Annotated in this window: 22 protein-coding genes; 11 read left to right on the plus strand and 11 right to left on the minus strand. The window is 45.8% G+C overall.

Annotated features, from left to right (window positions below; translation table 11 throughout):
• Positions 1–11: 11 nt before the first annotated feature.
• Together yidZ and F0228_RS17065 are read right to left on the minus strand one after the other, a co-directional pair.
• On the minus strand, positions 12–998 hold the full coding sequence (gene yidZ / locus F0228_RS17060; protein WP_050651352.1) for an HTH-type transcriptional regulator YidZ: 987 nt from the start codon (positions 996–998) through the stop codon (positions 12–14).
• The gene (locus F0228_RS17065) at positions 973–2,175 is read right to left on the minus strand and encodes an MFS transporter (RefSeq protein ID WP_061033865.1); all 1,203 of its coding nucleotides are present in this window, start codon (positions 2,173–2,175) and stop codon (positions 973–975) included. The genes yidZ and F0228_RS17065 overlap by 26 nt, the downstream gene beginning before the upstream one ends.
• A gap of 436 nt (positions 2,176–2,611) precedes the next feature.
• On the opposite strand from F0228_RS17065, the gene F0228_RS17070 reads away from it, so the two are divergent.
• Positions 2,612–3,775 carry an aromatic amino acid transport family protein gene (locus tag F0228_RS17070; protein ID WP_061033866.1) on the plus strand — a complete coding sequence of 388 codons (1,164 nt, stop codon included), beginning with the start codon at positions 2,612–2,614 and terminating at the stop codon, positions 3,773–3,775.
• Positions 3,776–3,954: 179 nt separating this feature from the next.
• Here the strand turns inward: F0228_RS17070 and F0228_RS17075 are convergent, their stop codons facing one another.
• Positions 3,955–4,392, minus strand: a complete 438-nt coding sequence (locus tag F0228_RS17075) for a MarR family transcriptional regulator (protein WP_171762518.1) — start codon at positions 4,390–4,392, stop codon at positions 3,955–3,957.
• A 127-nt stretch (positions 4,393–4,519) separates the two neighbouring features.
• Between F0228_RS17075 and F0228_RS17080 the strand changes: the two genes are divergently transcribed.
• Positions 4,520–4,942 carry an organic hydroperoxide resistance protein gene (locus F0228_RS17080; RefSeq protein WP_008216630.1) on the plus strand — a complete coding sequence of 141 codons (423 nt, stop codon included), beginning with the start codon at positions 4,520–4,522 and terminating at the stop codon, positions 4,940–4,942.
• 90 nt (positions 4,943–5,032) lie between these two features.
• Here F0228_RS17080 and F0228_RS17085 read toward each other — a convergent pair whose 3' ends face one another.
• A complete protein-coding gene (locus F0228_RS17085; RefSeq protein WP_171762519.1) occupies positions 5,033–7,012 on the minus strand; it encodes a methyl-accepting chemotaxis protein in 1,980 nt (659 codons plus the stop codon).
• Between the two features lie 380 nt (positions 7,013–7,392).
• On the opposite strand from F0228_RS17085, the gene F0228_RS17090 reads away from it, so the two are divergent.
• Together F0228_RS17090 and F0228_RS17095 are read left to right on the plus strand one after the other, a co-directional pair.
• The gene (locus F0228_RS17090; RefSeq protein ID WP_008216632.1) at positions 7,393–7,566 is read left to right on the plus strand and encodes a hypothetical protein; all 174 of its coding nucleotides are present in this window, start codon (positions 7,393–7,395) and stop codon (positions 7,564–7,566) included.
• A 191-nt stretch (positions 7,567–7,757) separates the two neighbouring features.
• On the plus strand, positions 7,758–8,342 hold the full coding sequence (locus F0228_RS17095; RefSeq protein WP_061033869.1) for a TetR/AcrR family transcriptional regulator: 585 nt from the start codon (positions 7,758–7,760) through the stop codon (positions 8,340–8,342).
• Positions 8,343–8,462: 120 nt separating this feature from the next.
• Here F0228_RS17095 and F0228_RS17100 read toward each other — a convergent pair whose 3' ends face one another.
• Positions 8,463–10,328 carry a fructose-specific PTS transporter subunit EIIC gene (locus F0228_RS17100; protein ID WP_061033870.1) on the minus strand — a complete coding sequence of 622 codons (1,866 nt, stop codon included), beginning with the start codon at positions 10,326–10,328 and terminating at the stop codon, positions 8,463–8,465.
• A gap of 305 nt (positions 10,329–10,633) precedes the next feature.
• On the opposite strand from F0228_RS17100, the gene F0228_RS17105 reads away from it, so the two are divergent.
• Together F0228_RS17105 and F0228_RS17110 are read left to right on the plus strand one after the other, a co-directional pair.
• On the plus strand, positions 10,634–10,936 hold the full coding sequence (locus tag F0228_RS17105; RefSeq protein WP_061033871.1) for a fructose PTS transporter subunit IIB: 303 nt from the start codon (positions 10,634–10,636) through the stop codon (positions 10,934–10,936).
• A 7-nt stretch (positions 10,937–10,943) separates the two neighbouring features.
• The gene (locus F0228_RS17110; protein ID WP_061033872.1) at positions 10,944–11,717 is read left to right on the plus strand and encodes a PTS sugar transporter subunit IIA; all 774 of its coding nucleotides are present in this window, start codon (positions 10,944–10,946) and stop codon (positions 11,715–11,717) included.
• A 17-nt stretch (positions 11,718–11,734) separates the two neighbouring features.
• Here F0228_RS17110 and F0228_RS17115 read toward each other — a convergent pair whose 3' ends face one another.
• A complete protein-coding gene (locus tag F0228_RS17115; protein ID WP_061033873.1) occupies positions 11,735–12,574 on the minus strand; it encodes an AraC family transcriptional regulator in 840 nt (279 codons plus the stop codon).
• A gap of 379 nt (positions 12,575–12,953) precedes the next feature.
• Between F0228_RS17115 and F0228_RS17120 the strand changes: the two genes are divergently transcribed.
• The 4 genes from F0228_RS17120 to F0228_RS17135 all read left to right on the plus strand — a co-directional run bounded on the left by F0228_RS17120 (position 12,954) and on the right by F0228_RS17135 (position 18,300).
• A complete protein-coding gene (locus tag F0228_RS17120; RefSeq protein WP_061033874.1) occupies positions 12,954–14,858 on the plus strand; it encodes a fructose-specific PTS transporter subunit EIIC in 1,905 nt (634 codons plus the stop codon).
• Between the two features lie 94 nt (positions 14,859–14,952).
• Positions 14,953–16,170 (plus strand): mannose-6-phosphate isomerase, class I, encoded by a 1,218-nt coding sequence (gene manA / locus F0228_RS17125; protein ID WP_171762520.1) that lies wholly within the window; start codon positions 14,953–14,955, stop codon positions 16,168–16,170.
• A gap of 248 nt (positions 16,171–16,418) precedes the next feature.
• Complete coding sequence (locus tag F0228_RS17130) at positions 16,419–16,859, plus strand: PTS sugar transporter subunit IIA (RefSeq protein WP_061033876.1); 441 nt, start codon at positions 16,419–16,421, stop codon at positions 16,857–16,859.
• Between the two features lie 13 nt (positions 16,860–16,872).
• A complete protein-coding gene (locus F0228_RS17135) occupies positions 16,873–18,300 on the plus strand; it encodes a fructose-specific PTS transporter subunit EIIC (RefSeq protein ID WP_171762521.1) in 1,428 nt (475 codons plus the stop codon).
• Positions 18,301–18,375: 75 nt separating this feature from the next.
• On the opposite strand, the gene F0228_RS17140 is transcribed toward F0228_RS17135, so the two are convergent.
• A complete protein-coding gene (locus F0228_RS17140; RefSeq protein WP_050651339.1) occupies positions 18,376–19,152 on the minus strand; it encodes a transporter substrate-binding domain-containing protein in 777 nt (258 codons plus the stop codon).
• Positions 19,153–19,276: 124 nt separating this feature from the next.
• Between F0228_RS17140 and F0228_RS17145 the strand changes: the two genes are divergently transcribed.
• On the plus strand, positions 19,277–20,017 hold the full coding sequence (locus tag F0228_RS17145) for an amino acid ABC transporter permease (RefSeq protein WP_061033888.1): 741 nt from the start codon (positions 19,277–19,279) through the stop codon (positions 20,015–20,017).
• Between the two features lie 145 nt (positions 20,018–20,162).
• On the opposite strand, the gene ugpC is transcribed toward F0228_RS17145, so the two are convergent.
• The 4 genes from ugpC to F0228_RS17165 form a co-directional block, all read right to left on the minus strand.
• On the minus strand, positions 20,163–21,293 hold the full coding sequence (gene ugpC / locus F0228_RS17150; protein ID WP_061033878.1) for a sn-glycerol-3-phosphate ABC transporter ATP-binding protein UgpC: 1,131 nt from the start codon (positions 21,291–21,293) through the stop codon (positions 20,163–20,165).
• Positions 21,294–21,350: 57 nt separating this feature from the next.
• A complete protein-coding gene (locus tag F0228_RS17155; RefSeq protein WP_116870982.1) occupies positions 21,351–22,085 on the minus strand; it encodes an HAD family hydrolase in 735 nt (244 codons plus the stop codon).
• A complete protein-coding gene (locus F0228_RS17160; protein WP_061033880.1) occupies positions 22,075–23,553 on the minus strand; it encodes a CehA/McbA family metallohydrolase in 1,479 nt (492 codons plus the stop codon). The genes F0228_RS17155 and F0228_RS17160 overlap by 11 nt, the downstream gene beginning before the upstream one ends.
• A gap of 105 nt (positions 23,554–23,658) precedes the next feature.
• Positions 23,659–24,939: an extracellular solute-binding protein gene (locus F0228_RS17165; RefSeq protein WP_061033881.1), complete on the minus strand. Its 1,281-nt coding sequence runs from the start codon at positions 24,937–24,939 to the stop codon at positions 23,659–23,661.

Consider the following 24,939-nt stretch of genomic DNA (forward strand, 5'->3'; position numbering starts at 1 on the left):
TCAACAGAATTTTAGACACTTTTCACGTCTTTTACCTGTTTTCCTTCAAACTGGTAAAGCGATCTGAGTGTGTCTTTTAGCCATAAAACGAGCGGATTATAGGCATTGCGTTTATGCCAAATCATAGTGAAAGGAATTAGCAATTTATTGGCATGTTCTTCGTCTAACGGAATAGGTAAGCAGGTTAGGTTGGGGTGAAGTTGCTCTGCGTAACGTCGGCAGTAGTTGGGCGCAACCGTCGTCATAGAGTGATTTGATTGAGCCGCCATAAACAGAGACTGCTCAAAGCCTGCAAGAGTTAGAGCAATGTTTCGGTCTAGTTGTAGATCGGTTAACACTTCATCCAGCGCCCACGTTTCGCTTTTTTCCCACACGATATTGATATGAGGGTATTTGAGAAAAGCCTCAAGGTTCCACTCTTCCTGTAAGGCAGGATGATCTTTTCTGAGATACACCACTGGCATGTCGTGAAACAAAACCTCGAAATCGATGAAGTACGGCAGCGCGTCTAGAGACTCTTTCGAGCGCGGATGGCTTTCTCGCCCTGAAAAACCAATATCAGATTCGCCACGAACAATAGAGTCTATCGAGTCATAATCCCAGTTACGCATTTTGATCTTCGCATTCGGATAGCGTTGATACACGCTTTGCGTCAGCTCATTGAGCATAATCAGTGACAGCGGGGATTCCGCCTCTAGATTCAATCGCACATCTTTGGGCGCATCATCACCACGAGTCGTGAGAATTTGGCTACCAATCTGCAGCCACTCTTGAAGATCTTTCACCATGCTGAGCGCAAGTGGTGTCGGCGTTAAACCTCTTGGCGTTTTTACAAACAGAGGATCATCAAACCAGTCTCTAAGCTTAGTCAGTGATTTACTCACCGTTGAGGGCGTAACGTTAAGCTTTTTGGCAGCTTTTGAGACACTCTGCTCTTGCAGCAGCAATTGCAGAGTGAACAACAGGTTGAGATCAAGACGGGCTAGTGGCTTCTTCATAATCACTTTTCACTTGGGAAGGACCTACCCATAGTATTAGAGCAATACTGATAACTCCACCAGCAGCCAGTATAAATACCAACATATTCAATGCACTTAGCCCAATCACGCCCATCAACCAGATAAACAGTGCCGACGTGCACACCTGAGAAACGCCCAATATTGAGCTCGCAACGCCTGCTCGTTGTGAATAACAGCTCAATGCTTGGCTCATCGCGACACCAAAACCTAACGAGAAGCCACCACACACAAAAGCAAAGCCTAGCAGGGTTACATAATGCCCTAGCCCACCATCAATCGATGCGAGCAACAAGATAGCTGCAATCACAAAGCACGTTTGAGATGTCAGCATGAGGCTTTTTTGTTTAAACACATTCAAGGCAAACGGCGCGGAGAAAGACACCAGCATACTGACTAATGCAGTGAGAGCCATGGTATATGAGTATTGACCACGGTCGAAACCAAGCTCAGTCATTATCAGCATTGGAGACACATTCACGTAAGTCAGAATCGCCGTCACGCCCAAGCTGGTCATGATCACTCGGCTGATAAACAAGTGCTCCTTAAAAGTTTCGGTTGAAGTTGATTGAGACACAGAAGCTTTTGTGACTTTCGAGCCTACGCTATTCGGCTTGGTTTCTCTTAGCACTAACACCGACAACAAACACACGACTACCCCCATACTTGCCATGGTCGTGAACAGACTCGGCCAAGGGTATACCGTCATGATTAAGTGACCGATCACCGGTGCAAGCACTGGCACGATGCAGGTAATGCCATTCATCATCGACAACACCTTAGCGCGTTTTTGATCGTCTAACACATCTCGAAGTATGGCGAATGCCACTACATAACATGAACCCGCGCCAACACCTTGGAAAAAGCGCACCGCTAGAAACGGTTCCGCACTAGTCACAATGCCACCGAACATTGAAGAGATAGCAAAGACAATCGCACCGAAAATCGCGACAGGCTTTCTTCCTACCTTGTCGGCAAATTTACCTGCGAACAGCATAGTAGTTGCCATGCCCGCAAGATAGATAGAAAACGCCACATGGAGATGCGCCTCCGAGGCATTTAGATCAGCCGCGATTTGAGGCAAGCCAACCAAATACAAATCAATCGCCGTTGGATACAAGAGAACAAGTGCGAAACTACAAAACAGAAAACGATACATAACACCCCCACATAATTGGTGTGAGGATAATAAGAGCGAAACGCCAAACTACCGAGTGGCATCTACGACAACGGATCTTTCCATTTACGACAAACCGTCAGTATATGGAAAAGGCTACAGCCAAGAATTCACGCAATAAGCAAGGTTTTGACTCAATTCTGCTGAAAATAAGACACCGATTTTTCAGCTATAAACCGCGGCCTATTAATCGGCGAGCAATTTACAAAAGTTATCAGAACGATAAATAAAATCACCGAATGAATACTTAAATCAACCACTCATACCCACCATAAATTCCTGCTTAAATTTTTTAGAAAAATTCAAAAATAATTAGAATTTAACCCCTAACTTTACTGAGTAATTTGTTAGGCTTGGCAACAAATATTTACAATCCAACTAAAAACTAATTGGATACTTAGAGGTTGCTTTTTTGAATATGAAATTATTCGGCAGTTCTTTGATTCTTTCAGGAACTGCATTAGGGGCTGGCATGCTCGCTATTCCCATGGTGTTGGCTCAATTTGGCTTCATGATCAGCTCAGTGCTGATGCTACTTATCTTTATCGGCACCACATACTCAGCTCTCCTATTGGCAGAAGCGTGTACCAAAACCAAAGATAACAGTGGCATGAGCAGTGTTGCTTACCTCACTCTGGGCAGCAAAGGAAAACACTTTATCAATGCACTCTTTTACCTACTGCTAGTGTGCATGCTGATCGCTTATATCTTGGGCGTGGGTGACATCATCCATAAGCTACTGCTCGATGTTGGCGTAAACATCTCTGCATCTGCTGCTTATACCGTTTTCAGCCTATTTATGGGTGTGATTGTGGTAGCGGGTAAGTCTTATATCGATAAGTTGAACCGTGGCCTATTCATCATGATGGTGGTGATGCTATTTATTGTTATCGCTTCTCTGTTTAGCAATATCCGTCTTGATTACCTCACTCAAACTAGCCAATACACAGCCAATGATGTGGTGCAATACAGCGCGGTTATCTTTACCAGCTTTGCCTCTATGGTGGTGATCCCGTCACTGGTTATCTACAACCGTGAAGCGACTCAAAAGCAGATCCGCAATATGATTCTGTTAGGTTCAGTGATTCCGCTCGTGTGCTACCTCACTTGGTTGTTCGCGATTATCGGTAACCTTGGTACAGACGCGATCAGCCAGTTCCACAACATTTCAGAACTGATCTCTGCGTTTAGCGGACAATCTGCTTGGTTAAAAGTAGTGATTGCTCTGTTCTCTGCACTGGCATTGGTGACTTCTTTCCTCGGCGTGTCCATGGCGCTGTATGACCAAAACAAAGACGCGGTAACCAACAACAAGCTAATGGCTTACGCTCTGACCTTTGTGTTGCCTTTGGTATTGGCTGAGTTGTTTGCTAGCCAATTCGTCAGCATGCTCGACTATGCAGGTATGGTGCTGGTGTTCCTAGCTATCTGGGGACCGCTCGCAATGGTAGTTAAAGTTCGTAGACCTGACTTCCCTCACCTACAAACCGAGGGCAGCTACACAGCTGCGGGTGGCGACACCGCACTAATGGCGACATTCGGTTTTGGCGCGTTGATTTTCGTGTCTTGGTTTATGGGTTAGATAGAGGCACAGTATCAACCGCTGCCGTGGTGATATGTATGTGTTTGTGAGTGAAGATTAAACAAGTACCTCACACTCACATCAAAACACAAAAAGCCAGGAGTCTCTGCTATTAACAGTAGATACTCACTGGCTTTTTCAGTATTTGAACGTTATTACTGAGAATTAAAGAGACGTTCTTATTGAGTTAAGTTGTCAAGTAACTGCTCACATTGCGCTTTGAGCGATGTAAGTTCGTTTTCATTCATCTTAGACAAACAAAATATCTCTTCTGGGACAGTTTGCGCGCGCTCTTTAAGTTCAGTCCCTACAGGAGTTAGCGTAATTACTCGCACTCGTTCATCTTCAGCACTACGTTTACGAAGCACATAACCTTTTGCTTCTAAACGCTTAAGTAATGGAGTCAAGGTTCCTGAATCTAAATGTGTTTTAGCGCCTAACGCTTTGACATTTATCTCTTGTTGCTCCCAAAGCACCATCATCACAATGTACTGTAAATAAGTAAGATCAAGCGCTTTCAGCAGAGGTTGATAAGCTCGACTCATTGCATTTGAAGCACTGTAAAGTGCAAAGCACACCTGATTATCTAACTTTAGATATTCATCTTGGTCGCTCACGATCACCTCATCAATAAATTAAATTGCACACAATATACTTGCACACATAAGTTTTATCAATTAAGCTCACCTCAAAATAAAGTTGCGCGCAATTTAATTTTACACAACCATTTTAAGGATTAAGACAATGACAACACTCTACACTACTTCTGCTACTGCAATTGCTGGTCGTAACGGCCAAGTTTCTACTGACGATAATTTGCTTTCTGTTGCATTAAGCTACCCGAAGGAAATGGGCGGTTCAGGTGAAGCAACGAACCCTGAGCAACTGTTTGCTGCGGGCTACTCTGCGTGTTTCTCAAATGCTCTACTTCACGTAGCGAAAGAAATGAAAATCAAGATTGCATCGGCGCCAACAACTGCAACGGTTGGTATCGGTCCAAATGAAAATGGTGGTTTTGCTTTAACCGTTTCATTAGCGATTGAGCTCGACTTGGCTCAAGAAGAGGCTGTTACGCTGGTAAAAACCGCTCACCAAGTTTGCCCATATTCAAATGCGGTTCGCGGCAACATTGATGTGAAATTGTCGGTTAACGGACAAGCGCTTTAGTCGCTTTACCCAAAAATATCCCACTAAAAAAATGTCCCGCATTAGGCAGGACATTTTTATATAAGATGGAAAACTTCTAACTCTGAAAGATTAGCTCTTAAACGTACTAGCGATCTCTTTCAATGAAGCCGCCAGTTCAGCTTGTTCTTTGGCTGTTGCTGCAATTTGAGTTGCACCTGTGGTCGACTCCGTCGATTTCTGCTCTACTGCCATCACGTTTTGCGCGATATCTTGAGTCACAACGGCTTGCTCTTCCGTTGCTGTGGCGATCTGTTCGGTCATGCTAAATATCTCGCTTACCGATGCTGAGATACCTTGTAAAGTGTGCTCAACCTCTTTTGAATCCTCAACCGCTTTAGACGACATCTTCTGGCTGTTATCAATAACATTGAACGCCGTCTGCACATCAGACTGTAGCGAGCTGATAAAGCCTTCAATTTCAGCTGTCGATTGCTGGGTGCGCTGCGCCAGTGTACGAACTTCATCGGCTACGACCGCAAACCCACGACCTTGCTCACCCGCTCGTGCCGCTTCAATTGCCGCGTTCAATGCTAACAAGTTAGTCTGTTCAGCGACGGACTTAATCACATCAATCACACTGTTAATGTTATTACTGCTCTCATGTAAGTGCGTGATCTTTTCCGCTAGATCATTAATTTCAGATGCCAGTTTTTCAATCGAGTGATAAGAATCCTGAACTGTACTCAAACCTTCTTGTGACTGCTCATCGACCATTTTAGCAGAGCTGGCTGTCTGCTGAGTTTTTGCCGCGACTTCATTTACCGTAGCCGATAACTCTTCTGTCGCCGTCGCAACTAAACCGATTTGATCTTGTTGTTGAACCAGCGTATTCGAGTTGTAATGGCAAGTTTGTGAGGTTTCTTCAGCGGCTGAAGCCAAAGTAAGGCTCGATTGAGACAGGTTGTCGATAACGTTTGAAAACTTCTCTAGAGTTTCGTTGAGTGCCGAAGAGATCTGTCCAAGTTCGCTGCTACCAACGTACTTAGCACGAACCGTTAGATCATTGTCATTACGAACTTTAGACAACATCACTGTCAAGTCTTTCACTCTCATCGTCAGGTCGCTGATCGCTTTAAAGCTCACGAAAGTCGCAAACAACGTAATCAAAGCAAATAGACCGATACTCATCATCATCGCAGATTGCGCCTGTGACATCTTTTTCTCAGTCAACGCAATCAGTGACTCAGCAAGGTGGTTTTCTGTTTTCTTTAGCTGAACAATACGAGCGGTAGATTGAGAGAACCAGTACACAGGGTCGACATCAAAGCCACTCATCTTAGATTCAGCCAAACTACGAAGTTTTTCTACTTCTGCTACAGAGCGATCGTTTAACTGTTGCTCAAAGAAACGAACGTTCGCTGGGTTGCTCAACACTTCAAAATTCGAAAAGTAGGTATTTTGCTCTGTCACCAAAGAGATGAATTTCACCAGCATACCCGGACCAAATTCATTTTTAGAAAAGGTGTTATTTAGAACAGCACGCTCAATACCCGCTCGCTCTTTGCCTTGCAAGAAGTTGTAGTAAGCGATGGTCTCTGTAGTGATGATGGCATCAGAACTTAGCTCAGCAATTAACGCCGATACGCTTAGTAGCTTGGCATTCAGTTGGGTGTAGTAACCCAATGCCTCTGAAAGTGGGATAGATTGAGAGTCCACTCGATTTCGAATCGTCGTGATCTGATTAAGGCTCTGGCTTATCTCTGTATTCAGGCGATTGATCTGTGGCAGATTGATATTGGTAGACTGCCAGTAATCGTTTCTTTCATTACGTCGGTTGTCGGCATTGGTTCTCTGCGCAGCTAATTCACTGACAAACTTGGTTCCTTGAGATCCAATAAAGCCAGCGGTCATGCCTCGCTCTTTTTGTAATTCATGCACTAACTCACTGTACACTACCGAAAGGCGTGTCAGTTGATTTAATGAGGACATTTCACTCTTAGTTTCTACACCCTTGGATATCGCAGAAACACTGAGCCAGAGAAACCCTAAGATCGGTAAAATAAGCAAAGCGATGATTTTTTGCTTAAAAGACATATCGGTTAATTTCATTTTTATTTCCTAGCAGCTGACGAATCTTTATCTGTCATGTTATTCGACACACTTCAAAAATGGTGTGCCTGTACTGATTAGTTTTATCAATTACCGTGCCATATCGGACGACAATCGATAACGCTAGCATTTAACCTTACAAAATTCATTGGTTTATTTATAAATTTGTTAGCTATGCAGCTTTAGAAAACACAAAAAACGTGCAACAACGTTTTTCCGACGCAAGTGACTGAAAAATGACAGTTTTTCATAACCCTAAAGAGGTACAAACACACCCTTTATCACCTCAGTTGTCGCTACATGTTCAGCGCCAACTATGTATAATGCCGGACTCAAAAAGTTACGAATTCAACTAACGTAGAAGCATAATTAGAGGTTTTATGGACTGTCCCGCTTGCGAAGAACATATTGGATGGGAATGGGTAGAAGAAGCAGCAATCGAACCCAATGAAGAATTCGATTGCCCAGAGTGTGAAGAAACACTGATGTACACTATCGATGAAGGCACCTATTACGGCGCACAGCATAAAACCGTCGAAGTGGTCGACGACTAGCGTTTAGCAGACATTGAGCAATATTCCACAGTAAAAGCAGCGAAAGCTTGTCATAAATTGCATTCAATAGAGCGCCTTATGCACCAGTAAGGTGCAAGAACGACAATTAAGTCGAGCAAAACACACCTTTACTAGAACGAACGTTCAGCATAAAATATTGAACATATGTTCAGATTAATGAAGTAGATGTTATGGCCAAGACCGCGAAGTTCGATAGACAAGACGTAGTAGATAAAGCAACGAACCTATATTGGGAAAAGGGCTTTCACGCGACTTCTATGCGTAACCTGCAAGACGTGATTGATATGCGTCCGGGTAGCATCTACGCGACATTTGGCAGCAAAGAAGGTTTGTTTAAAGAGACGCTTGCTCGCTATACCGAACTTGGCATTCTTAATCTAAACCGCTTTCGCAGCGAAACAGACTCACCAATCAAAGCGCTTGAAAGCTTCGTAAAACGTGCAGTAGTTGAATCTAAAAAAAGTGCGCCAAATGGCATGTGTATGTTGGCTAAGACGGTAGCTGAGTTGACTGACGAACACGCCGAATTATTAGAAGAGGCGAAGAGATCTCTTAAGATCATGGAAGGTGAGTTCGCTAAGCTGATTACCGAAGCTCAAGAGCTAGGTGAGATCAGTAAAGAGCGTGAACCGACTCAACTTGCTCGACATGTTCAAGTTCAGATCGCAGGCTTGCGTACCTACGCGAAAACCTGTGACGACATCGATTTGCTTAACTCTATGGTTGAAGACGTATTTAAGTATCATCCTTTTTAAAAGCTCAACTTGTTTTAGAAGCCATACAAAAAGACTCCACTGTTAGCCAAAGGCTAGAGCGGAGTCTTTTTAGTTTGAGTCTAGTTAACTTTATAGATGATTAACTTTAAGGTTTAAGGGTTACACCTTTCGCATGATCAACGCCTGCGCATTGAGCATCGCTTCTTTAGTGCTGACATCTAAGATTTTCACATTCGCAAAGCGCTCAACTTCCTTAATCGCCACATCGTGAGCGAAGATCACCAACCTCGCCCTTTCAATATCTTTCTGTGTAATGCGATTACCTATTCCGTTGGCACCTTGGGTCTCAACCTTTATCCGAACTCCAAGGTGATGGGCCGCCTTTTCTAAAGACTTAGCCGCCAAGAAAGTATGAGCAACACCTGATGGGCATGAAGTAATTGCCAACACATCCGCTTGTCCTTCTTCTGTTACCGAACCACCGGCAGACTGATAAGAAAGTTCGTCACCTTCTACCACATTCTTTTTAAGCAGTATCACGATGAATGCCGTGGTTAGCGCCCCCGCAAGTGTGCCAATAATGTAGCCAAGTTTGCCATCAACCACAGGCAGAACAATCCAACCGCCCCATGGTGCATGGTTTACCACATGGAACATAAAACCAACCACATTACCGACAATGCCACCAGCAACCACAGCAGGCAGCACTCGCGCAGGGTCGGCGGCAGCAAAAGGAATCGCACCTTCACTGATACCGATCATACCCATGATACCTGCGGCTTTGCCTGCTTCACGTTCGTCTCGCTTGAACTTCTTCGGTGAAAGGAAAGTCGCCAAAGCCATACCCAGTGGCGGCGTACAAATCGCAATGCCAACGCCACCCATCAACCAAGGCTGAGTATTCACCTGCGTTTGAGCAAACAGTGTAGCGACCTTGTTGATTGGGCCGCCCATATCAAAGGCCGTCATCGCGCCTAAAATACTACCGAGTACCATTTTTCCTGAGCCAGCCATACCCGTCAGCATTTGATTCATCTCAAGCATCACTTGGGCTATCGGGGAACCAATCACCCACATCACAGCACCACAGGTTACAAAGGTGCCAACTAACGGATAAATGAAAATAGAGCTCAGCGAGATCATGCTGTCTGGCAGCTTGATCCTTTTAAGTAGATTCACCACAAAGCCAGCAAAGAAACCGACCACTATCGCCCCAAGAAAACCAGTGTTGTATTGGTTCACCGCAACCCAAGAACCAATCATACCGGGCGCTAAACCCGGTTTGTCGGCCATTGAGTACGCAATGTAGCCGCCTAGAACCGCAGTAAACAAGGTTAAGCCAGCGATACCCATCTGCGCGATATCTGCCAACACACCACTTTCAGGAACCGCACCATGACCAGATATCATAACCGACAAAGACAAAAGCACACCGCCCGCGACTACGAACGGAATCATGTGCGAAGTGCCATACAGCAAATGCTCTTTCAAGCGATTAAGAGACTGCGCCCAAGGACTGAGCGGCTCAACGTACACTTCATGATGGCTAGAGGCATAGCTATCGAAAGAGTCGGAATTGGCTTCAAGAAACAGCTCTTGAGCCTCTTCGACCGACTCGACAGCCTTTAATTTTGTAACAAAGTCATCTTCAATCAGTTTGGTCGAGATCTGAGCCAGCACCTCGATATGGTGATCGTCATTGTTGTCTGGCGAAGCGAGCATAAAAAACACATCAGACAGCTCACCGCCATCGGCACCATAATCAATCCCCGTTCGACTGATACCTACAGCAACAGCAGGTTTAGCAACGGCAGTACTTTTCGCATGTGGAATCGCAATACCATCATCAAATCCCGTATTGCCAATAGCCTCACGCTTCCAGATATCATCAAGGAATTCACTTTTATTCGAGAGCTTACCAGCACGATCGAGTAGTTCGACAAGCTCTTCAAATACCGCCTGTTTAGAGTCTGCTTGTAGTTCCAAGCAGATAATCTCGGGCTCTATAATGTTAGTGATATCCATGGTTTACTCTGCCTCGCCTGATTTCAGACTGAAGAAATTAGGTTCTTCCGACCTAAATTAAAATTCGATGTTAATAGGATGAAAAGATTAGCGGTGTGTCGTTGATCATCATATAGGACGAAAGGTGCATTAACTGGATTATTGTAACCAAGAGCTCAGAGTGTGACTTTCACCTTGGAATAAAAAACGGCAATCCATAAAATCCACAGAACCCATAAACGTATCGCCCCTACGGTATGCTCCCGGTCTATACTGGGTTTTCCCATACCAGGTAGTAAAATGACGACATTAAGCCGAGAATAATAATGAGAATTGTAGCGGTAACTGCGTGCCCTACAGGCATTGCGCACACCTATATGGCAGCTGATGCATTAAATAAAACAGCCCCTAAATTCAACGTTTCAATCAAGGTTGAGACGCAAGGCGCTATGGGTATTGAAAACTTACTGACTGCACAGGATATTACTCTCGCAGACAAGGTATTGATCGTCTCTGACATCGACATTGAACAACCAAGCCGCTTCGACGCAGCAAAAACCGTATTCATCCCTATGGAAGAAGTATTGTTGAGTGTCGATAAAGTCTTTATTAAGCATTGTCGGGCTTAAGCCTTTCATGAACGAATATCAGATCACCTTCTTTGTTGACAATCCAACGGCGAACTCACATGTCGCGCAGCCGCTTGCTCGCTTAGCGAAAAAGTTCAAAAGTACCATCCGCATTATCAACATCACTCAAAACCGAACCGCCGATCTCTCTAAATCTGTCGCGATGCTGCAAGTAGGTTTACTCCGAGGGGATTTATGCCAGATAACCGCGGTAGGTATTGATGCAGAGCTCGCGTGTTTTGTCATAAAAGACGTGATTGCCGAACATTACGCCATGGTTGGTTCGCAAGTGAACCATGAGTTTTCAAACGATCTAATCCAGCGAATGCCACAGATATGCCCACCTTGTGACATCAAATGGCACCACGCCAAGGCGCAAACTCAACTGACAAAATTTGAGTGCTTGAAAGGGCTCGCTCACCTTGTTTATCCAGAAAACCCAGATGAACTAATTCTGGCATTCATTAAGCGAGAAGAACGCTCGTCTACATGTGTGTCACCAGGTATCGCACTGCCGCATGTGATGTTTGAATCTACCCAAGACCTCTCGATTGCGGTTATCGTCAGTGACGACCCGATTGACTGGGCATCACGTATCGGCGAAGTGCATGTAGCCATTGCTCTTGTTCTGCCAACCAAACCACAGCGTGAGCATATTGTGGCGGCTACCAACCTAACCAGAAACCTGCTTCACGATCAGGTCAATGAACGTCTGCAAAAGACCCGAAGCAGTGTCGACCTGCAAGCCTTGTTGATGTATATCTCTTCACGTCTTATTTAGTTACCAGCTCGTTAGAGCTAGATTGATCCTCGATACTCGGTCGGTGTTCTTCCGGTGCGGTTTTTGAAAACTCGGCAGAAATAGTTCACGTCTTTAAAGCCGCAACGCACCGACACTTCATTGAGCTTGAAGTTGTACTTCTTAAGCATGAACTTAGCGCGATCGACTCGCACGCGTGTGATGTACTCGGCCAGCGTCATATGGCCTTGTTGACGGAACATTCGTGACAAGTGGTTGGATGAAATACTAAAACGCGAAGCGATGCTGTCACGGGTGATGTGGCGGTGGAAGTTCTCTTGAATGTAGATACAAATGCCCTGATACACATCCTGTACTCGGCTGTGAGATTTCTCGACGGGCGCATCTAACATCGTCTTACTATATTGCAGCAGCGCTTGCAGTAATAACTCATCCATAGGTTGCTTGTTACTTTCCCTCGCAAGTGAACTAAGCGCCTCCAAAATGTTATCAATCGCAAAACCCGAGCGAGTCTGAATACTGTGCTTTTGGATATCGTAAAAGCTCTCTTCCCCTTTGCGCTTGCTCACCAAGCTTAAACCAAGCTGACGACGTCCAAACAACATACTCAGTACCGAACAATCAGTATCCCAGTTCGGCTTGTTCCAGCAGTTAGGCGGGATGAAAATCGCATCCCCAGCTTTCGCAACAACATTGGTGATCTTACGATCATGACTCTCCATTTCATTAATATACTCACCGTCAAGCACCAGTTCTAAACGCGGAAAGTTCACCTGATAACTGAATGCTGAAGGCGTGTGAAAATCTCCCGCAAACCAGATGTTATGAAATGGTTCTCGCTCATTTAGTACCGACGAGATTAGGTCATGAAATATCATTTATTCGAACTCATATAGGCAGCAATAAGGCTACAGGAATAGATATACTCCTTAGTGAAACATAGCGCTATTGAGCAAAATCACAATTTGAGATCTAGGTTACAAAAATCCAGTCGTAGAAATAAATCTCCAGTGCACAAATCAATGAGGCACGTAATTTTCCAGATAACAAAACACGCTGCAGCCCTTATAAATAAAAGCTTCAATGCACGACAAACCTTGTCAACACAGGGCTAAAAACGCCCGTTCGACCGATCAAAATCACACTCCATTTATAACGCAACAATCATCCAGTAAATGCATTTTTTCTTCACTACAGAAGGTAAGCCGTAGATTCCAGAATACCCCTAACAAAATAAGAACAGAGTAGGGGTTCATTATGATCACGACATTGATCAATCAAGATTTGATTAAGCTTTCGCTTAGCGCTAATTCAAAAGAAGACGTATTTAAAGAGCTGATAGACGTGCTTTACGCACAAGGCAGAATCTCAGACAAAGCACAGTTTCTTGCCGACATTAAGGCTCGTGAAGAACAAGGCAATACCGGATTTGAAGAAGGTATTGCACTGCCACACGCGAAAAGCGCTGCGGTGATTAAACCCGCGGTTGTTATCGGTGTCCATCAACAGGGTATCGAGTACGGCGCCGATGACGGCCAGCCATCAAAACTATTCTTCATGATTGCCTCTCCTGATGGCGGCGATAATCACCACATCGAAGTACTGGCAGAACTTTCTTCAAAACTGATTGAAGAAGGCTTTATCGAAAGCTTCATGAATGCTCAATCTGAACAACAAGCATTAGAACTACTGCTTAGCAAACCTGAGCCTTCAGAAACTGAAACCAACGTTGAGAAACAAGGCTTCATCATTGGCGTGACAGGCTGCCCAGCTGGCGTTGCACACACTTATTTGGCAGCTGAAGCACTAGAGAAAGGTGCGGCGGCTCTTGGCTACGATGTTAAGGTCGAAACCAACGGTTCTATCGGCGTTAAAAACAGCCCGACTCAAGAAGAGATCGAACGTGCCGACGCAATTGTGGTGGCTTGTGACAAACAGGTCGACATGGCTCGTTTTGCTGGCAAACGCGTTATCAAAACCAACGTAAAAGCGCCAATCAAAGACGCACAAGGTTTGATCAAACAAGCACTCAATGCGCCGAGCTACCAAGCAGAACAAGCACCGACCAACCAATCTGTTGCCGAAAAAGCCTCACAAGCGCGCTCAGATCTTTACCGTTACTTGATGAATGGTGTATCTCACATGATCCCATTCGTGGTCACAGGCGGCCTTTTGATTGCCCTAGCGCTAGCGATTGGTGGCGAACCAAGTGAGTCTGGTATGGCGATTCCTGCTGGCAGCATGTGGAACCAAATCCTAGAAGTGGGCGTGGTTGCCTTCACCCTGATGATCCCAATCTTGGCCGGCTACATTGCTTACGCGATTGCTGACCGCCCTGCTCTAACCCCTGGCTTGATTGGCGGCTGGATCGCAAACAACGGCTCTTTCTATGGCGCTGACGCAGGCACTGGCTTCATTGGCGCAATCATCGCAGGTCTGTTAGTGGGCTACTTCGTTAAATGGATTACTTCGTTTAGCTACCACAAGTTCGTTCAACCGCTTGTGCCTATCATGATCGCTCCGATCACTGGTTCTCTATTCATCGCAGGTTTGTTCATCTTCGTCATTGGTGCACCTATCGCGGGGCTAATGGATGCGCTTACTGCCCTACTAACTAGCATGAGCACAGGCAACGTGGTTCTACTTGGCATCGTACTGGGCGGCATGGCGGGCTTTGATATGGGTGGCCCGTTCAACAAGGTGGCGTTCCTATTCTCAGTCGGCATGATTGCCAGCGGTCAAACTCAGTTCATGGGCGCAATGGCATGTGCAATTCCTGTCGCTCCACTGGGTATGGCTATCGCAACCAGAATCGGCCGTAAGTTCGACTTATTTGAATCTTCTGAAATTGAAGCAGGCAAAGCAGCAGGCGCGATGGGCTTAGTGGGTATCTCTGAAGGTGCAATTCCTTTCGCGGCTCAAGATCCAATGTCAGTTATCCCTGCCAACGTGCTTGGCTCAATGACTGCTGCGGTAATGGCGTTCTCATTTGGCATCACCAACAGCGTTGCTCACGGTGGTCCAGTGGTCGCTCTACTTGGCGCAATCAACTACCCACTGCTAGCACTGGTATGCATGGCGTCTGGTGCGGGCGTAACTGCGGTTACTTGTATCGCACTTAAAAACCTACGCAAAGCCAAGCTAGCAACAGCAGCGGCTTAAGCCATTTCAACTCCAATGGCTTGAGCCCACTCTACTCTCGCATTTCATTAAGCCGAGTAGAGCTCAAGCCATGTTTCCCTTCATGGTGATTTCGATGTCTGATTTTTCTTTAGCGAACGATTCGTTCGTACAACGTTTTTTCTACCCTATGACTAATGTGATTCAAAACTACGCATGGGGTAGCCCTTCTTCGTTTAGCCAACTGTTTGGCATAGATAACCAGTCTGGTGAGCCGCAAGCCGAGATCTGGATGGGTGCTCACCCGAATGGTTGCTCAATGGTGAACGACAATGGGCAGCAGACCACATTATCGAGCTTGATCTCTAAGAACCTAAACCTGTTTTTAAGCGAGAAAGTTGCAAGTCGTTTTGGCGAGCTGCCTTACCTATTCAAGGTGTTAGCTGCGGAGAAGGCACTGTCTGTTCAAGTCCACCCAAACAAGCAGCAAGCGGAATCTGGCTATGCTCTTGAAGAGCAACAAGGTATTCCGATGACCGCAGGCAATCGTAACTACAAGGATCCTAATCACAAGCCAGAACTGGTGTATGCCCTAACCGACTACACAGCGATGAATGGCTTTAGGTCGATAAGCGAGATCCTTGAGCATTTTCATTACCTCGACATTCCTGAGTTACATTCGATGGTAAACGATCTCGCGGGCGATCAAACACCCAATGGCTTAGCCTGTTTTTTTGCAAGCTTATTGTCTTTGGAAGGTGAACAAAAAGGCATGGCGCTGACCATGTTGATCATGAAGGCCAAGCTTTCTGATAAACGTGTATTCCAATTGATTTCAGAACTGGAAAACCAATACCCAGGTGATGTCGGCCTGTTTGCTCCGCTACTATTGAACGTGATTACGCTAAAGCCGGGGCAAGCCATGTATCTGGACGCTGAAACCCCTCACGCTTACATCAAAGGCACAGGCTTAGAGATCATGGCGAACTCCGATAATGTGCTGCGTGCCGGGTTAACGCCTAAGTACATGGACGTGAACGAACTGGTTTCTTGTACTCGATTTAATGAAAAGCCTGCGGATAGATTATTGCTCAGCCCGATTGAGCAAGGTGATGTGATGGAATATCAAATTCCAGTTGAGGATTTTAAGTTCTCTATCGTGCAAAACTCACATCAACGCCAGATCACGACCGAAGGTGCAGAGATCCTACTGCCACTCGACGAGTACATGGTGCTCACTCACCAATGTGGCGAAACCTGCGTGATAGAGAAAGGCCAGTCGGTGTTTATTCCTGCTTATGCCGAGAGCTACAAACTCGACTGCGTTGGACGTGTAGCGCGCGCTTACAGCTAGCTCCATCACCACTAATCACACACTATCTATGCCCTGCTTTTGCAGGGCATTTTTGTTCCTACAGAAAGTTATTTCAACACCGAAATACACCATCAAATATGACCCATCTCACACTGGATGAATGATGCAAATCACACTTAATTTTGCTGGATACAAATGTACAGTGAAGGGCTTTTATTTGCTATTTCGCGAATCAGGTTAATCCATTAATTTTAATTCAAGAACTTCAATAGTGAATGAGTTAATAAATGATCACACAGCTAACTAACGTCAACTTAATTAATAACAACCTTCAAGCAAATAATAAAAAAGAACTGTTTGAAGAATTGGCAGGCATGTTATTTGAGAATAACCGAATCAGCAGTAAAGAAGCCTTTTTGGCAGACATTGAAATTCGTGAATCTCAAAGCATCACCTCAATGGACGGCATCGCTTACCCACACTCGAAAAGCAAGGCAGTAACAGAGCCAGCAATTGCTGTTGGTGTAAAGCGAGAAGGCATTGAGTATGGCGATGAAGACGGTATTAGCCCAACCGTATTTTTTATGATTGCCTCACCAGACAACGGTGCTGACCATCATATTTATGTACTACAAGAACTATTTGGAAAATTCAGTGATGAATTTATTCAAGATATCCATAACGCAAAAGATGAACATCAAATCCTTAATATTTTAATTAATTCATAAGGCGTAGACAATTATGAGTACCCTAGCAAATCAAGCTACGAATACCAGTAGCAATTCTAATAATAAAAATAGTAGTAGCGACTTTAAAAAACTCCTTAGTACCATGAAAGGTCACCTGCTTTTCGGTACATCACACATGCTGCCTTTCATCGTAGCCGGTGGTGTTCTGTTGGCTTTAGCGGTCATGGCATCGGGTAAAGGTGCGGTTCCAGCAGACGGCTTGCTGGCAGACATCTCTAACATCGGTATCAAGGGCCTTATTCTTTTCCCAATCATTCTTGGCGGCTTTATTGGTTACTCAATTGCAGACAAACCAGCACTAGCACCTGCAATGATCTCTTCTGGCATTATGGCAGACATGGGCGGCGGCTTCCTTGGCTGTATCGTGGCTGGCTTCATCGCAGGTGGCGTGGTACTTCAACTTAAGAAGATCCCACTTTCTACTAACATGACAGCACTAGGTGCGTACTTCATCTACCCGCTTGTTGGTACGCTAATCTCGGCAGGTATCGTACTGTGGGGCATCGGTGAGCCAATCAAACTGTTCATGGCTTCAATGAACGAGTTCCTAGCGTCAATGGCGGGTGCATCTAAGATGGTTCTGGGCACAATCCTTGGTGGTATGACGGCGTTCGATATGGGCGGCCCTATCAACAAAGTGGCGACCCTATTTGCTCAAACTCAAGTAGACACACAACCATGGTTAATGGGCGGCGTAGGCATCGCGATTTGTACACCACCTCTAGGTATGGCACTGGCAACTTTCCTATTCAAAAACAAGTTCTCTAAACAAGAACAAGAAGCAGGTAAAGCAGCAGCAATCATGGGCTCTATCGGTATCTCTGAAGGTGCTATCCCATTCGCAGCGAATGACCCAATGCGCGTTCTTCCTTCAATCGTAGCCGGTGGTATCGTTGGTTGTGTGTTTGGCTTCATGACTGACATCCTACTTCACGCACCGTGGGGTGGCCTAATCACTGCACCTGTATCAAGCAACATCCCTATGTACGTGGTCGGTATCGCACTAGGCTCTCTAACCACAGCGGTTATCGTTGGCTTCTGGAAACCAGTCGCTGTTGAAACCGAAGAAAACACAGTTGAAGCTGCACCAGCACAAGCTCAAGCAGCACCTGTAGCAGGCGAAGGCGAGTACGACATCGTAGCAGTAACTTGTTGCCCTTCTGGTGTTGCACACACCTTCATGGCAGCCAAAGCACTAGAGAAAGCAGGTGCGGCAGCAGGTCTGAAAATCAAAGTAGAAACACAAGGTCAAAACGGTATTCAGAACCGCATCACCGACTTAGATGTCGCCAACGCGAAGCTGGTTATCTTGGCTCACGATATTCAAGTGAAAGACGCTCACCGCTTTGCCAACGCGAATGTGATTGAGTGTTCTACTAAGGAAGCGATGAAGAAAGCTGCAACACTGGTCGTCGCATAACCCAACGTCAAGTTAGCTCCTAACTCTAGAGCCCTACCCCCTAAGGGCTCTATTTTTCTCTTCTCTATAAGCTCGTTACATGCTCTTCAATCCCCACTTCTCAGCGGTTTGCTTGAAGAAACCTTGCGTCTTTTTCAATTCAACCCAGTGGTTAATGTAGTTAATCCAAACCTGATCATCTTGTGGTAGTAGCATCGCAATTGGAGTTGGTTTACGTGGCTCTTTCACCGGAACAATCGCGAGTTGCTTAAACTTCTCTACTAAGGTTGCAGCCTCTACGTTTGAAGTCACGGAGACATCAGCGCGGCGAGCTAAAAGCTCTTGGAAATCACGCGCCGGCGCTTCAATCACGATGTGTTGTGCCGATGGGAAGAAGTCCTTCACCATTTTTTCTTGTACTGTGCCGAGTGTGGCGGCAACTTTGATTTCTGCCTTGTCAAAATCACTCCAATCTGAGAACTTCTCTATGTCTTTCTTTTGCACAACAGGGACAAAAGCCAGATAGAAATAGGGTTGGCTGTATCCAGCGACTTTTGCACGAGACATGTTGAGCGATGCGCTACCAGTCACGTCGTATTTATTAGCCGTGATGCCATTCACCAAGGTTTTCCAGTCTGTTGCGACGTATTCCACTTTTACGCCTAGGTCTTTAGCCAACTCAGTCGTGACATCGATATCAAAGCCGCGGTAACTGTTGGTTGCAGGATCCTTCATTGTCATTGGGTTCCAATCCCCCGTAGTACCAACGCGGAGAACTCCCGCATCCAGTATCTCTTGTAAACGACTTTGTGCATGTGCGATCTGTGTAAAAGCAAGCAGGCACATTCCTAATGCGATTAAGCTTTTTTTCATTTTTTATTCCTTTAAAGAATGCTGATTTCTAAGTGATGAATGTAGATATTCTTCTTAATTATTAACCATTAAACAGATTTGGTTGTTAACATAGCAATAACAAATGGAGTTTTTGGGAGTAAATGTGAACTATCGTCACTTATCGCTAGTTTCTCTGCTGTTTCTGACAGGATGTTCAGATTATCAATGGGGATGGTATGTACTCGACCCGTCGACTGAGCAGGGACGAACTAATATTCAGTTTTTGATGGCTGGTTTTAGCGAGACTATTCAGGTTTCGTTGTTGAGTATGTTTTTTGCCATGGCTCTCGGTCTATTGGTCGCCTTTCCAGCGCTTTCTAGTTCTCCAATACTCAGGGGGATTAATCGACTTTACGTAGAGGTGATGCGTTCTATCCCTGTATTGGTATTGCTATTGTGGGTGTATTACGGAATGCCGACATTACTCGATGTCTCTTTGAACCACTTCTGGGCAGGGGTAATCGCATTGACCATTGCCGAGAGCGCCTTTATGGCAGAAGTGTTCCGTGGGGGGATTCAAGCGATTAATCGTGGCCAACATGAAGCGGCCGAATCCTTGGGATTAACCTATTGGCAAAAAATGCGATTCGTTATCCTACCGCAGGCATTCCGTCAGATACTGCCGCCCTTGGGCAATCAGTTTGTTTATATCCTCAAGATGAGTTCGCTAGTGAGTGTGATTGGTTTGAGTGATTTAACAAGACGAGCAAATGAGCTGGTGGTGAACGAATATTTACCTTTAGAGATCTATACGTTTCTGGTTTTGGAGTACCTTGTTCTTATTTTGGTCGTATCACAAGCGGTTCGTTGGCTAGAAAAAAGAATTGCGATTCCGAGCCATTAAATGGTTCTAACCCTCAAGAGTGTTTAGCTATCTCCAACAAAAAAGCCTCGGGTACAGTCCCGAGCTCCTGTTGATACTCCTCCTAAGAAAAATCCCCACTCATCTGAGCGGGGATTTCTTTATTTTGACTCTTCGACACATAGACTTATTCAGTCAGTGCTTCTTCTGTCTCTAAATCAAACAGGTGACACTGTGAAGTGTTGAAGTGAAGCACTGTCTCTTCGCCACTGTTTGCCGTACGATCGGCATCGAAAGGCACGCGAGCCACCAGCTTATCAGCACCCAATTTGAAGTAGAGATACAGCTCATTACCCATCGACTCGACCACATCAAGCCTGTGCGTTTGAGTATTCACCTCAGACAACGGCGCATCATGATTAGCCAGTTGAATGTGCTCAGGGCGAACACCGAACCACACCCACTCGCCCAATTTTTCACGAGCAATAGCCTGCTTGTCCTGTGGTAACGTCCAACGAGTACCACTTTCAGAAACCACGTTCATCACACCGTCAATCTCATCCAACCTCACCTTGAGAACATTCATCGCTGGCGAACCAATAAAGCCCGCGACAAACTTGTTTGCCGGGTATTGGTAAAGATTCATTGGCGTATCGACCTGCATGATCTCACCTTGATTCAACACACAGATACGATCACCAAGAGTCATGGCTTCCACCTGATCGTGTGTCACGTAGATCATGGTGGCGTTTTGCCCTTCTTGCTTAAGATTGTTATGCAGCTGCGCAATGCTGACACGAGTCGACACACGCAGCTTTGCATCCAAGTTAGACAAGGGCTCGTCAAACAAAAATACATCTGGCTTACGTACCATCGCACGACCAAGCGCGACACGCTGCCTTTGACCGCCCGACATTTCACCCGGCTTATTATTTAGCAGGTGTTCGATATCCAGAGTCTTGGCTGCATCTTCAATTCGCTCATTGATTTCATGCTTTGGCAGCTTCTGTTGCTTCAGACCAAAAGCCATATTGTCGTATACCGACATGTGCGGATAAAGCGCGTAGTTTTGAAACACCATCGAGATACCACGATCTTTAGGTGGCAATTCGTTTACACGCTTATCGCCAATGTAGACATCGCCTTCTGAGATATCTTCAAGGCCTGCGATCATACGAAGTGTGGTGGATTTTGCGCAGCCAGACGGCCCAACAAACACCATAAACTCACCTTCGCGAATATTCAGATCGACACCGTGCACAGCCTTAAAACCATTTGGGTAGGTTTTTTCTACCCCTCTCAGTGTGACTTCAGCCATAACCTGTCCTTAAATCAATTGGTTAAATACTATCTTTGCAATCTGTCGTGACACGCTTTAGCCACGTTCTTGCAGTTGATTGAGCTCAAAATGGGCGACTGATGCGATAACCAGATCCGCCACTGGCTCTAACTCGCTGTGTTGTGCAGTCCCCGTCAGAACACCGACATTGCTTGCGCCTGCATTGCGGCCAAATTCCATATCCGAAACCGTGTCACCAAACATGATCACTTCATGTGGCTCAATGCCACATTGCTCACAGAAGGCATTGAGCAGTGCTGGCGCTGGTTTAGGTTCGATATCACCATCTGAGTAACCGACATAATCAAACATCTCGCTCAAACCCGATTGCTCTAGTGTGTAGATGGTTGAGTCTTTGGTGTCTGCGGTCGCAATACCTAAAATCATGCCTTGCTGCTTAAACACACCCAGCTTTTCAGCCACACCCGGTAGTGCTTCAATCCAGCTTGGGTTCTCTTCCACTTCGTCATTGAAAGCGGCTTTGGTCACCTTAGTGAACTCAGCGAGCGAAGCATTGGGTTGTAGCATGTTGAACCACGCTATTGCGGTATCTTCCACTGGGTTTGAGGCTAATAATCCATAGTTATCAACCACATCACCTTCCACGCCGATGGCCAAGAGTAACTCAGCAGGTGTGACAGTTTGATTACCCTGATGCTGGTCACTGTAAGATTTCACACGTTCACAAGCGCCACGAGAAACATTGAGCCACATCTTGTGGAACTCTAACAATGTGCCGTCTTTATCAAATAACATCGCCTTAAACTTCATCACGGCTCATTCGCTCCATTAGTTCTCCCCAAGTACGCACTAGGGGTTGATTAAATTCTGGTTGCTTGCCGTCGAATACGGCATTGATGCAGCCTTCAAATTCATGCTCGTTAGATGAAGATTGAGTGCTGTTCGATCCTGTTGAGAATGGAAGGTCTCCACGACGAATATCGACTCGGCACCAACGGTAGCCTTCATCAATATGAATACTTTGCAGCTCATCACTCAAAGCGATTCGTTCAACAACCTCACCATCCACCACACACTCAGCGTAGTAAGGGTTTTCTGCGTCAGAGACGGCAATTCGGTATGTAAGCGCTTGTCCTTGAGAGTCATTACCCGGTAGCAAATCACCTAAGTTGATATCAAACTTCAAGCCGCAGCGGCGCTCTAGGTACACTTGCCCATTACGCAGTCCAGACAAGATGCCTTCACCACTCAAGCCATGGCTGTAAACGAATGTTGATGGGTCGCCATAGATAGAAGGCTCATCCGATTTTGGATTGCGTTCATGGGGCTCAAGGTGTGAATCGCTGCCGCCAATCGCGGTAATGCGCTGACCACAATTCCACATTTCATTAAGAACCAATAACGCCTCTTCGGTCGCTTTTGGTGAAGTTGACCAAGTAGGGTCACAACACACTTCAAACGTAGACACTTGGCCTAGATCCACTTGATCGTAATGCCAATGCCACGGCTTCATCATCGGATGATTAATGCCAAGGGAACTGTGTCCACTTTTTGCCAAATTCAATCCTGCTTCCATGGTCGCTTGGCTGCTGTGTTCAACGTCTCTAAGGTCCAAAGACTTAACCGGACCATGCACATTGAAATGCCCGAGATCAGTCGTAACTTCTAACGCCGGTAAGAATAGGCACTGATTTGATACTGGAAGCTTGGGTTGGCAGATGTTGTGCTCAGTGAAGAAAAAGAAATCGAGTCCTTGTGATTCCACAATGTCTTTAGCCGCAGCTAAGGTATTGTGACCATCAGAAAGCTGAGTGTGAGCGTGTAAGTCACCACGATACCAGCGAGAATCAGAACTCAGCATATGACTGTAATCAAACTCGATATCGTGATCACTTGTCACCGTTGGGTTCAGTTCTAACTCACTCTCAATTCCGTCAATCTTTGGCTCATCAGAGCAAAGCACATCAACTTGATACTGCATCGCACGCTCGGTGCGAAACTCACCTTCCAGGTTATAAAGCTCTAAGAACCACTCACCCGATGGAATCACACCATCAATTGCGCCTAGCCCTGAGTTTTCCGGTTGAATAGTGAGTGACTTGTGTGCCTTTTCAAACAACACCTTGCCACGAAATGCTTGGTTGGCATCGTAGGCTGCTGCGTACAAGAATCCTTTTTTCACCGTTGTGCCGGTAATAATTACGCTGTGAGAACCTGTTGGCACATCAAAGGGGATACGTACTCTGCCAAACGGCAGCTCACCTTGAAATTGGGTCATTGTCATCACCAAATTCGTCCTAATTGAAGGACTGGGTCAAAAAGAGGCCCACCCGAGTAGATGGGCCTTTATGCATGCAAAGATAGTGTTAATCCACTTTGCAGATTAAGAACGATTCGCTCGGTCTAGTGCACGTTGCGCTTTCTTAGCCGCTTGTTTTAGCGCTTTGTCAGCAGGCACGTTTTGGATTTGAATCTGGTCCGCAGCTACCTTCAGCGCATCCATGATCTTACCGTTGGTAGGGTCTAGGAAGTCTTTGGTCGCCGTGTTCGCTTGCTTCAATGGAATCAGAGCTTGTGGGTTGTCTTTGGTGAACGCTTGGTACTCTGGTACTTCAGAAACACTGTTGCGCACTGGGATGTAGCCAGTGAACATTGACCAAGCTGCCGTGTTCTTGGCATTGGTGTAGAACTCAACAAACTCAAATGCACCTTTAGCCGCTTCGTCATCCGTGCCTTTTGGCATTACGTAAACCAGCGCACCCGCTTGTGGTGCAGAAGGGTTTGAGCCCCAACCTGGTTGCGTGGTTGCCGAAAGCTTAGTGAAGTCCAAGTCACCTTGGTCACCCGATGAACCGGTGTAGCCTAGTGCGTTGTCTTTCATCACGTCATCAATGGTTTTGTACCAGTATTCCCAGCCTTGACCGCCGTAGTGAATACGCATGATTTGATCATCGTGGATCCACTTACGGAAGCTGTCCCAAACCTCAACCCACTCAGGAGAGTCAATCAGCACTTTCTTACCGTCATCACTGATGATCTTAGCGCCGTTAGAAAATGCCGCGTCAATCATGTTGTCTTGACCCCACATCGGCTCCCAGCCGTAGAAGGTCACATTACCTTTCTCATCACGTTGTGTGACTTTCTCAGCGACCTTAGCCACGCCTTGCCATGTCTTTAGATCTTGCTCAGTAAAGCCGTTATCTGCCAACACCTGCTTGTTGTAGTAAAACACCTGAGTTGTACCGTAAGCAGGTAGACCGATGATGGTGCCATCGTCTGCCGTCACTTGATCTTTGAACGCACCGATGAAGTCAGAAAAATTGAACTCTTCATCCATGAACGGCGTTAGGTCACGACTCAAACCACGTCCGTTCATCGCTTCCGCACGACCTGAATCTAACAGCACAAGTTCAGGTGCCGTTTTCGACGCTAAACCAGCTTGCAGCTTCTGGTAGGTTTCCGTGTAGTTACCTTGCAATGCAGGCTTCACCACATACTCATCTTGGCTCGCATTGAACTCTTCGATGAGCTTAGTCATCATTTGCTGTGGCTTAGTACCACCGGAATACCAAAAGTTAACTTCGGTTGCGGCAAGAACACTGCTAGAAAACATAGACGCGCTTGCTGCGCCAGCACACACTAGTGCGAGAGTTTTTAGTTTCAT

Origin of the sequence: Vibrio sp. 99K-1, assembly GCF_013114585.1 — a bacterium.
GTDB lineage: Bacteria > Pseudomonadota > Gammaproteobacteria > Enterobacterales > Vibrionaceae > Vibrio > Vibrio chagasii_B.

What these genes read in the sequence shown, in the direction of transcription:
- F0228_RS17160 (WP_061033880.1), bottom strand. Translation starts at nt 23,553, where the DNA reads ATGACCCAATTTCAAGGTGAGCTGCCGTTTGGCAGAGTACGTATCCCC.
- F0228_RS17105 (WP_061033871.1), top strand. Translation starts at nt 10,634, where the DNA reads ATGAGAATTGTAGCGGTAACTGCGTGCCCTACAGGCATTGCGCACACC.
- F0228_RS17135 (WP_171762521.1), top strand. Translation starts at nt 16,873, where the DNA reads ATGAGTACCCTAGCAAATCAAGCTACGAATACCAGTAGCAATTCTAAT.
- F0228_RS17115 (WP_061033873.1), bottom strand. Translation starts at nt 12,574, where the DNA reads ATGATATTTCATGACCTAATCTCGTCGGTACTAAATGAGCGAGAACCA.
- ugpC (WP_061033878.1), bottom strand. Translation starts at nt 21,293, where the DNA reads ATGGCTGAAGTCACACTGAGAGGGGTAGAAAAAACCTACCCAAATGGT.
- F0228_RS17120 (WP_061033874.1), top strand. Translation starts at nt 12,954, where the DNA reads ATGATCACGACATTGATCAATCAAGATTTGATTAAGCTTTCGCTTAGC.
- F0228_RS17110 (WP_061033872.1), top strand. Translation starts at nt 10,944, where the DNA reads ATGAACGAATATCAGATCACCTTCTTTGTTGACAATCCAACGGCGAAC.
- F0228_RS17155 (WP_116870982.1), bottom strand. Translation starts at nt 22,085, where the DNA reads ATGAAGTTTAAGGCGATGTTATTTGATAAAGACGGCACATTGTTAGAG.
- F0228_RS17065 (WP_061033865.1), bottom strand. Translation starts at nt 2,175, where the DNA reads ATGTATCGTTTTCTGTTTTGTAGTTTCGCACTTGTTCTCTTGTATCCA.
- yidZ (WP_050651352.1), bottom strand. Translation starts at nt 998, where the DNA reads ATGAAGAAGCCACTAGCCCGTCTTGATCTCAACCTGTTGTTCACTCTG.
- F0228_RS17100 (WP_061033870.1), bottom strand. Translation starts at nt 10,328, where the DNA reads ATGGATATCACTAACATTATAGAGCCCGAGATTATCTGCTTGGAACTA.
- F0228_RS17095 (WP_061033869.1), top strand. Translation starts at nt 7,758, where the DNA reads ATGGCCAAGACCGCGAAGTTCGATAGACAAGACGTAGTAGATAAAGCA.
- F0228_RS17085 (WP_171762519.1), bottom strand. Translation starts at nt 7,012, where the DNA reads ATGAAATTAACCGATATGTCTTTTAAGCAAAAAATCATCGCTTTGCTT.
- F0228_RS17140 (WP_050651339.1), bottom strand. Translation starts at nt 19,152, where the DNA reads ATGAAAAAAAGCTTAATCGCATTAGGAATGTGCCTGCTTGCTTTTACA.
- manA (WP_171762520.1), top strand. Translation starts at nt 14,953, where the DNA reads ATGTCTGATTTTTCTTTAGCGAACGATTCGTTCGTACAACGTTTTTTC.
- F0228_RS17080 (WP_008216630.1), top strand. Translation starts at nt 4,520, where the DNA reads ATGACAACACTCTACACTACTTCTGCTACTGCAATTGCTGGTCGTAAC.
- F0228_RS17130 (WP_061033876.1), top strand. Translation starts at nt 16,419, where the DNA reads ATGATCACACAGCTAACTAACGTCAACTTAATTAATAACAACCTTCAA.
- F0228_RS17165 (WP_061033881.1), bottom strand. Translation starts at nt 24,939, where the DNA reads ATGAAACTAAAAACTCTCGCACTAGTGTGTGCTGGCGCAGCAAGCGCG.
- F0228_RS17090 (WP_008216632.1), top strand. Translation starts at nt 7,393, where the DNA reads ATGGACTGTCCCGCTTGCGAAGAACATATTGGATGGGAATGGGTAGAA.
- F0228_RS17070 (WP_061033866.1), top strand. Translation starts at nt 2,612, where the DNA reads ATGAAATTATTCGGCAGTTCTTTGATTCTTTCAGGAACTGCATTAGGG.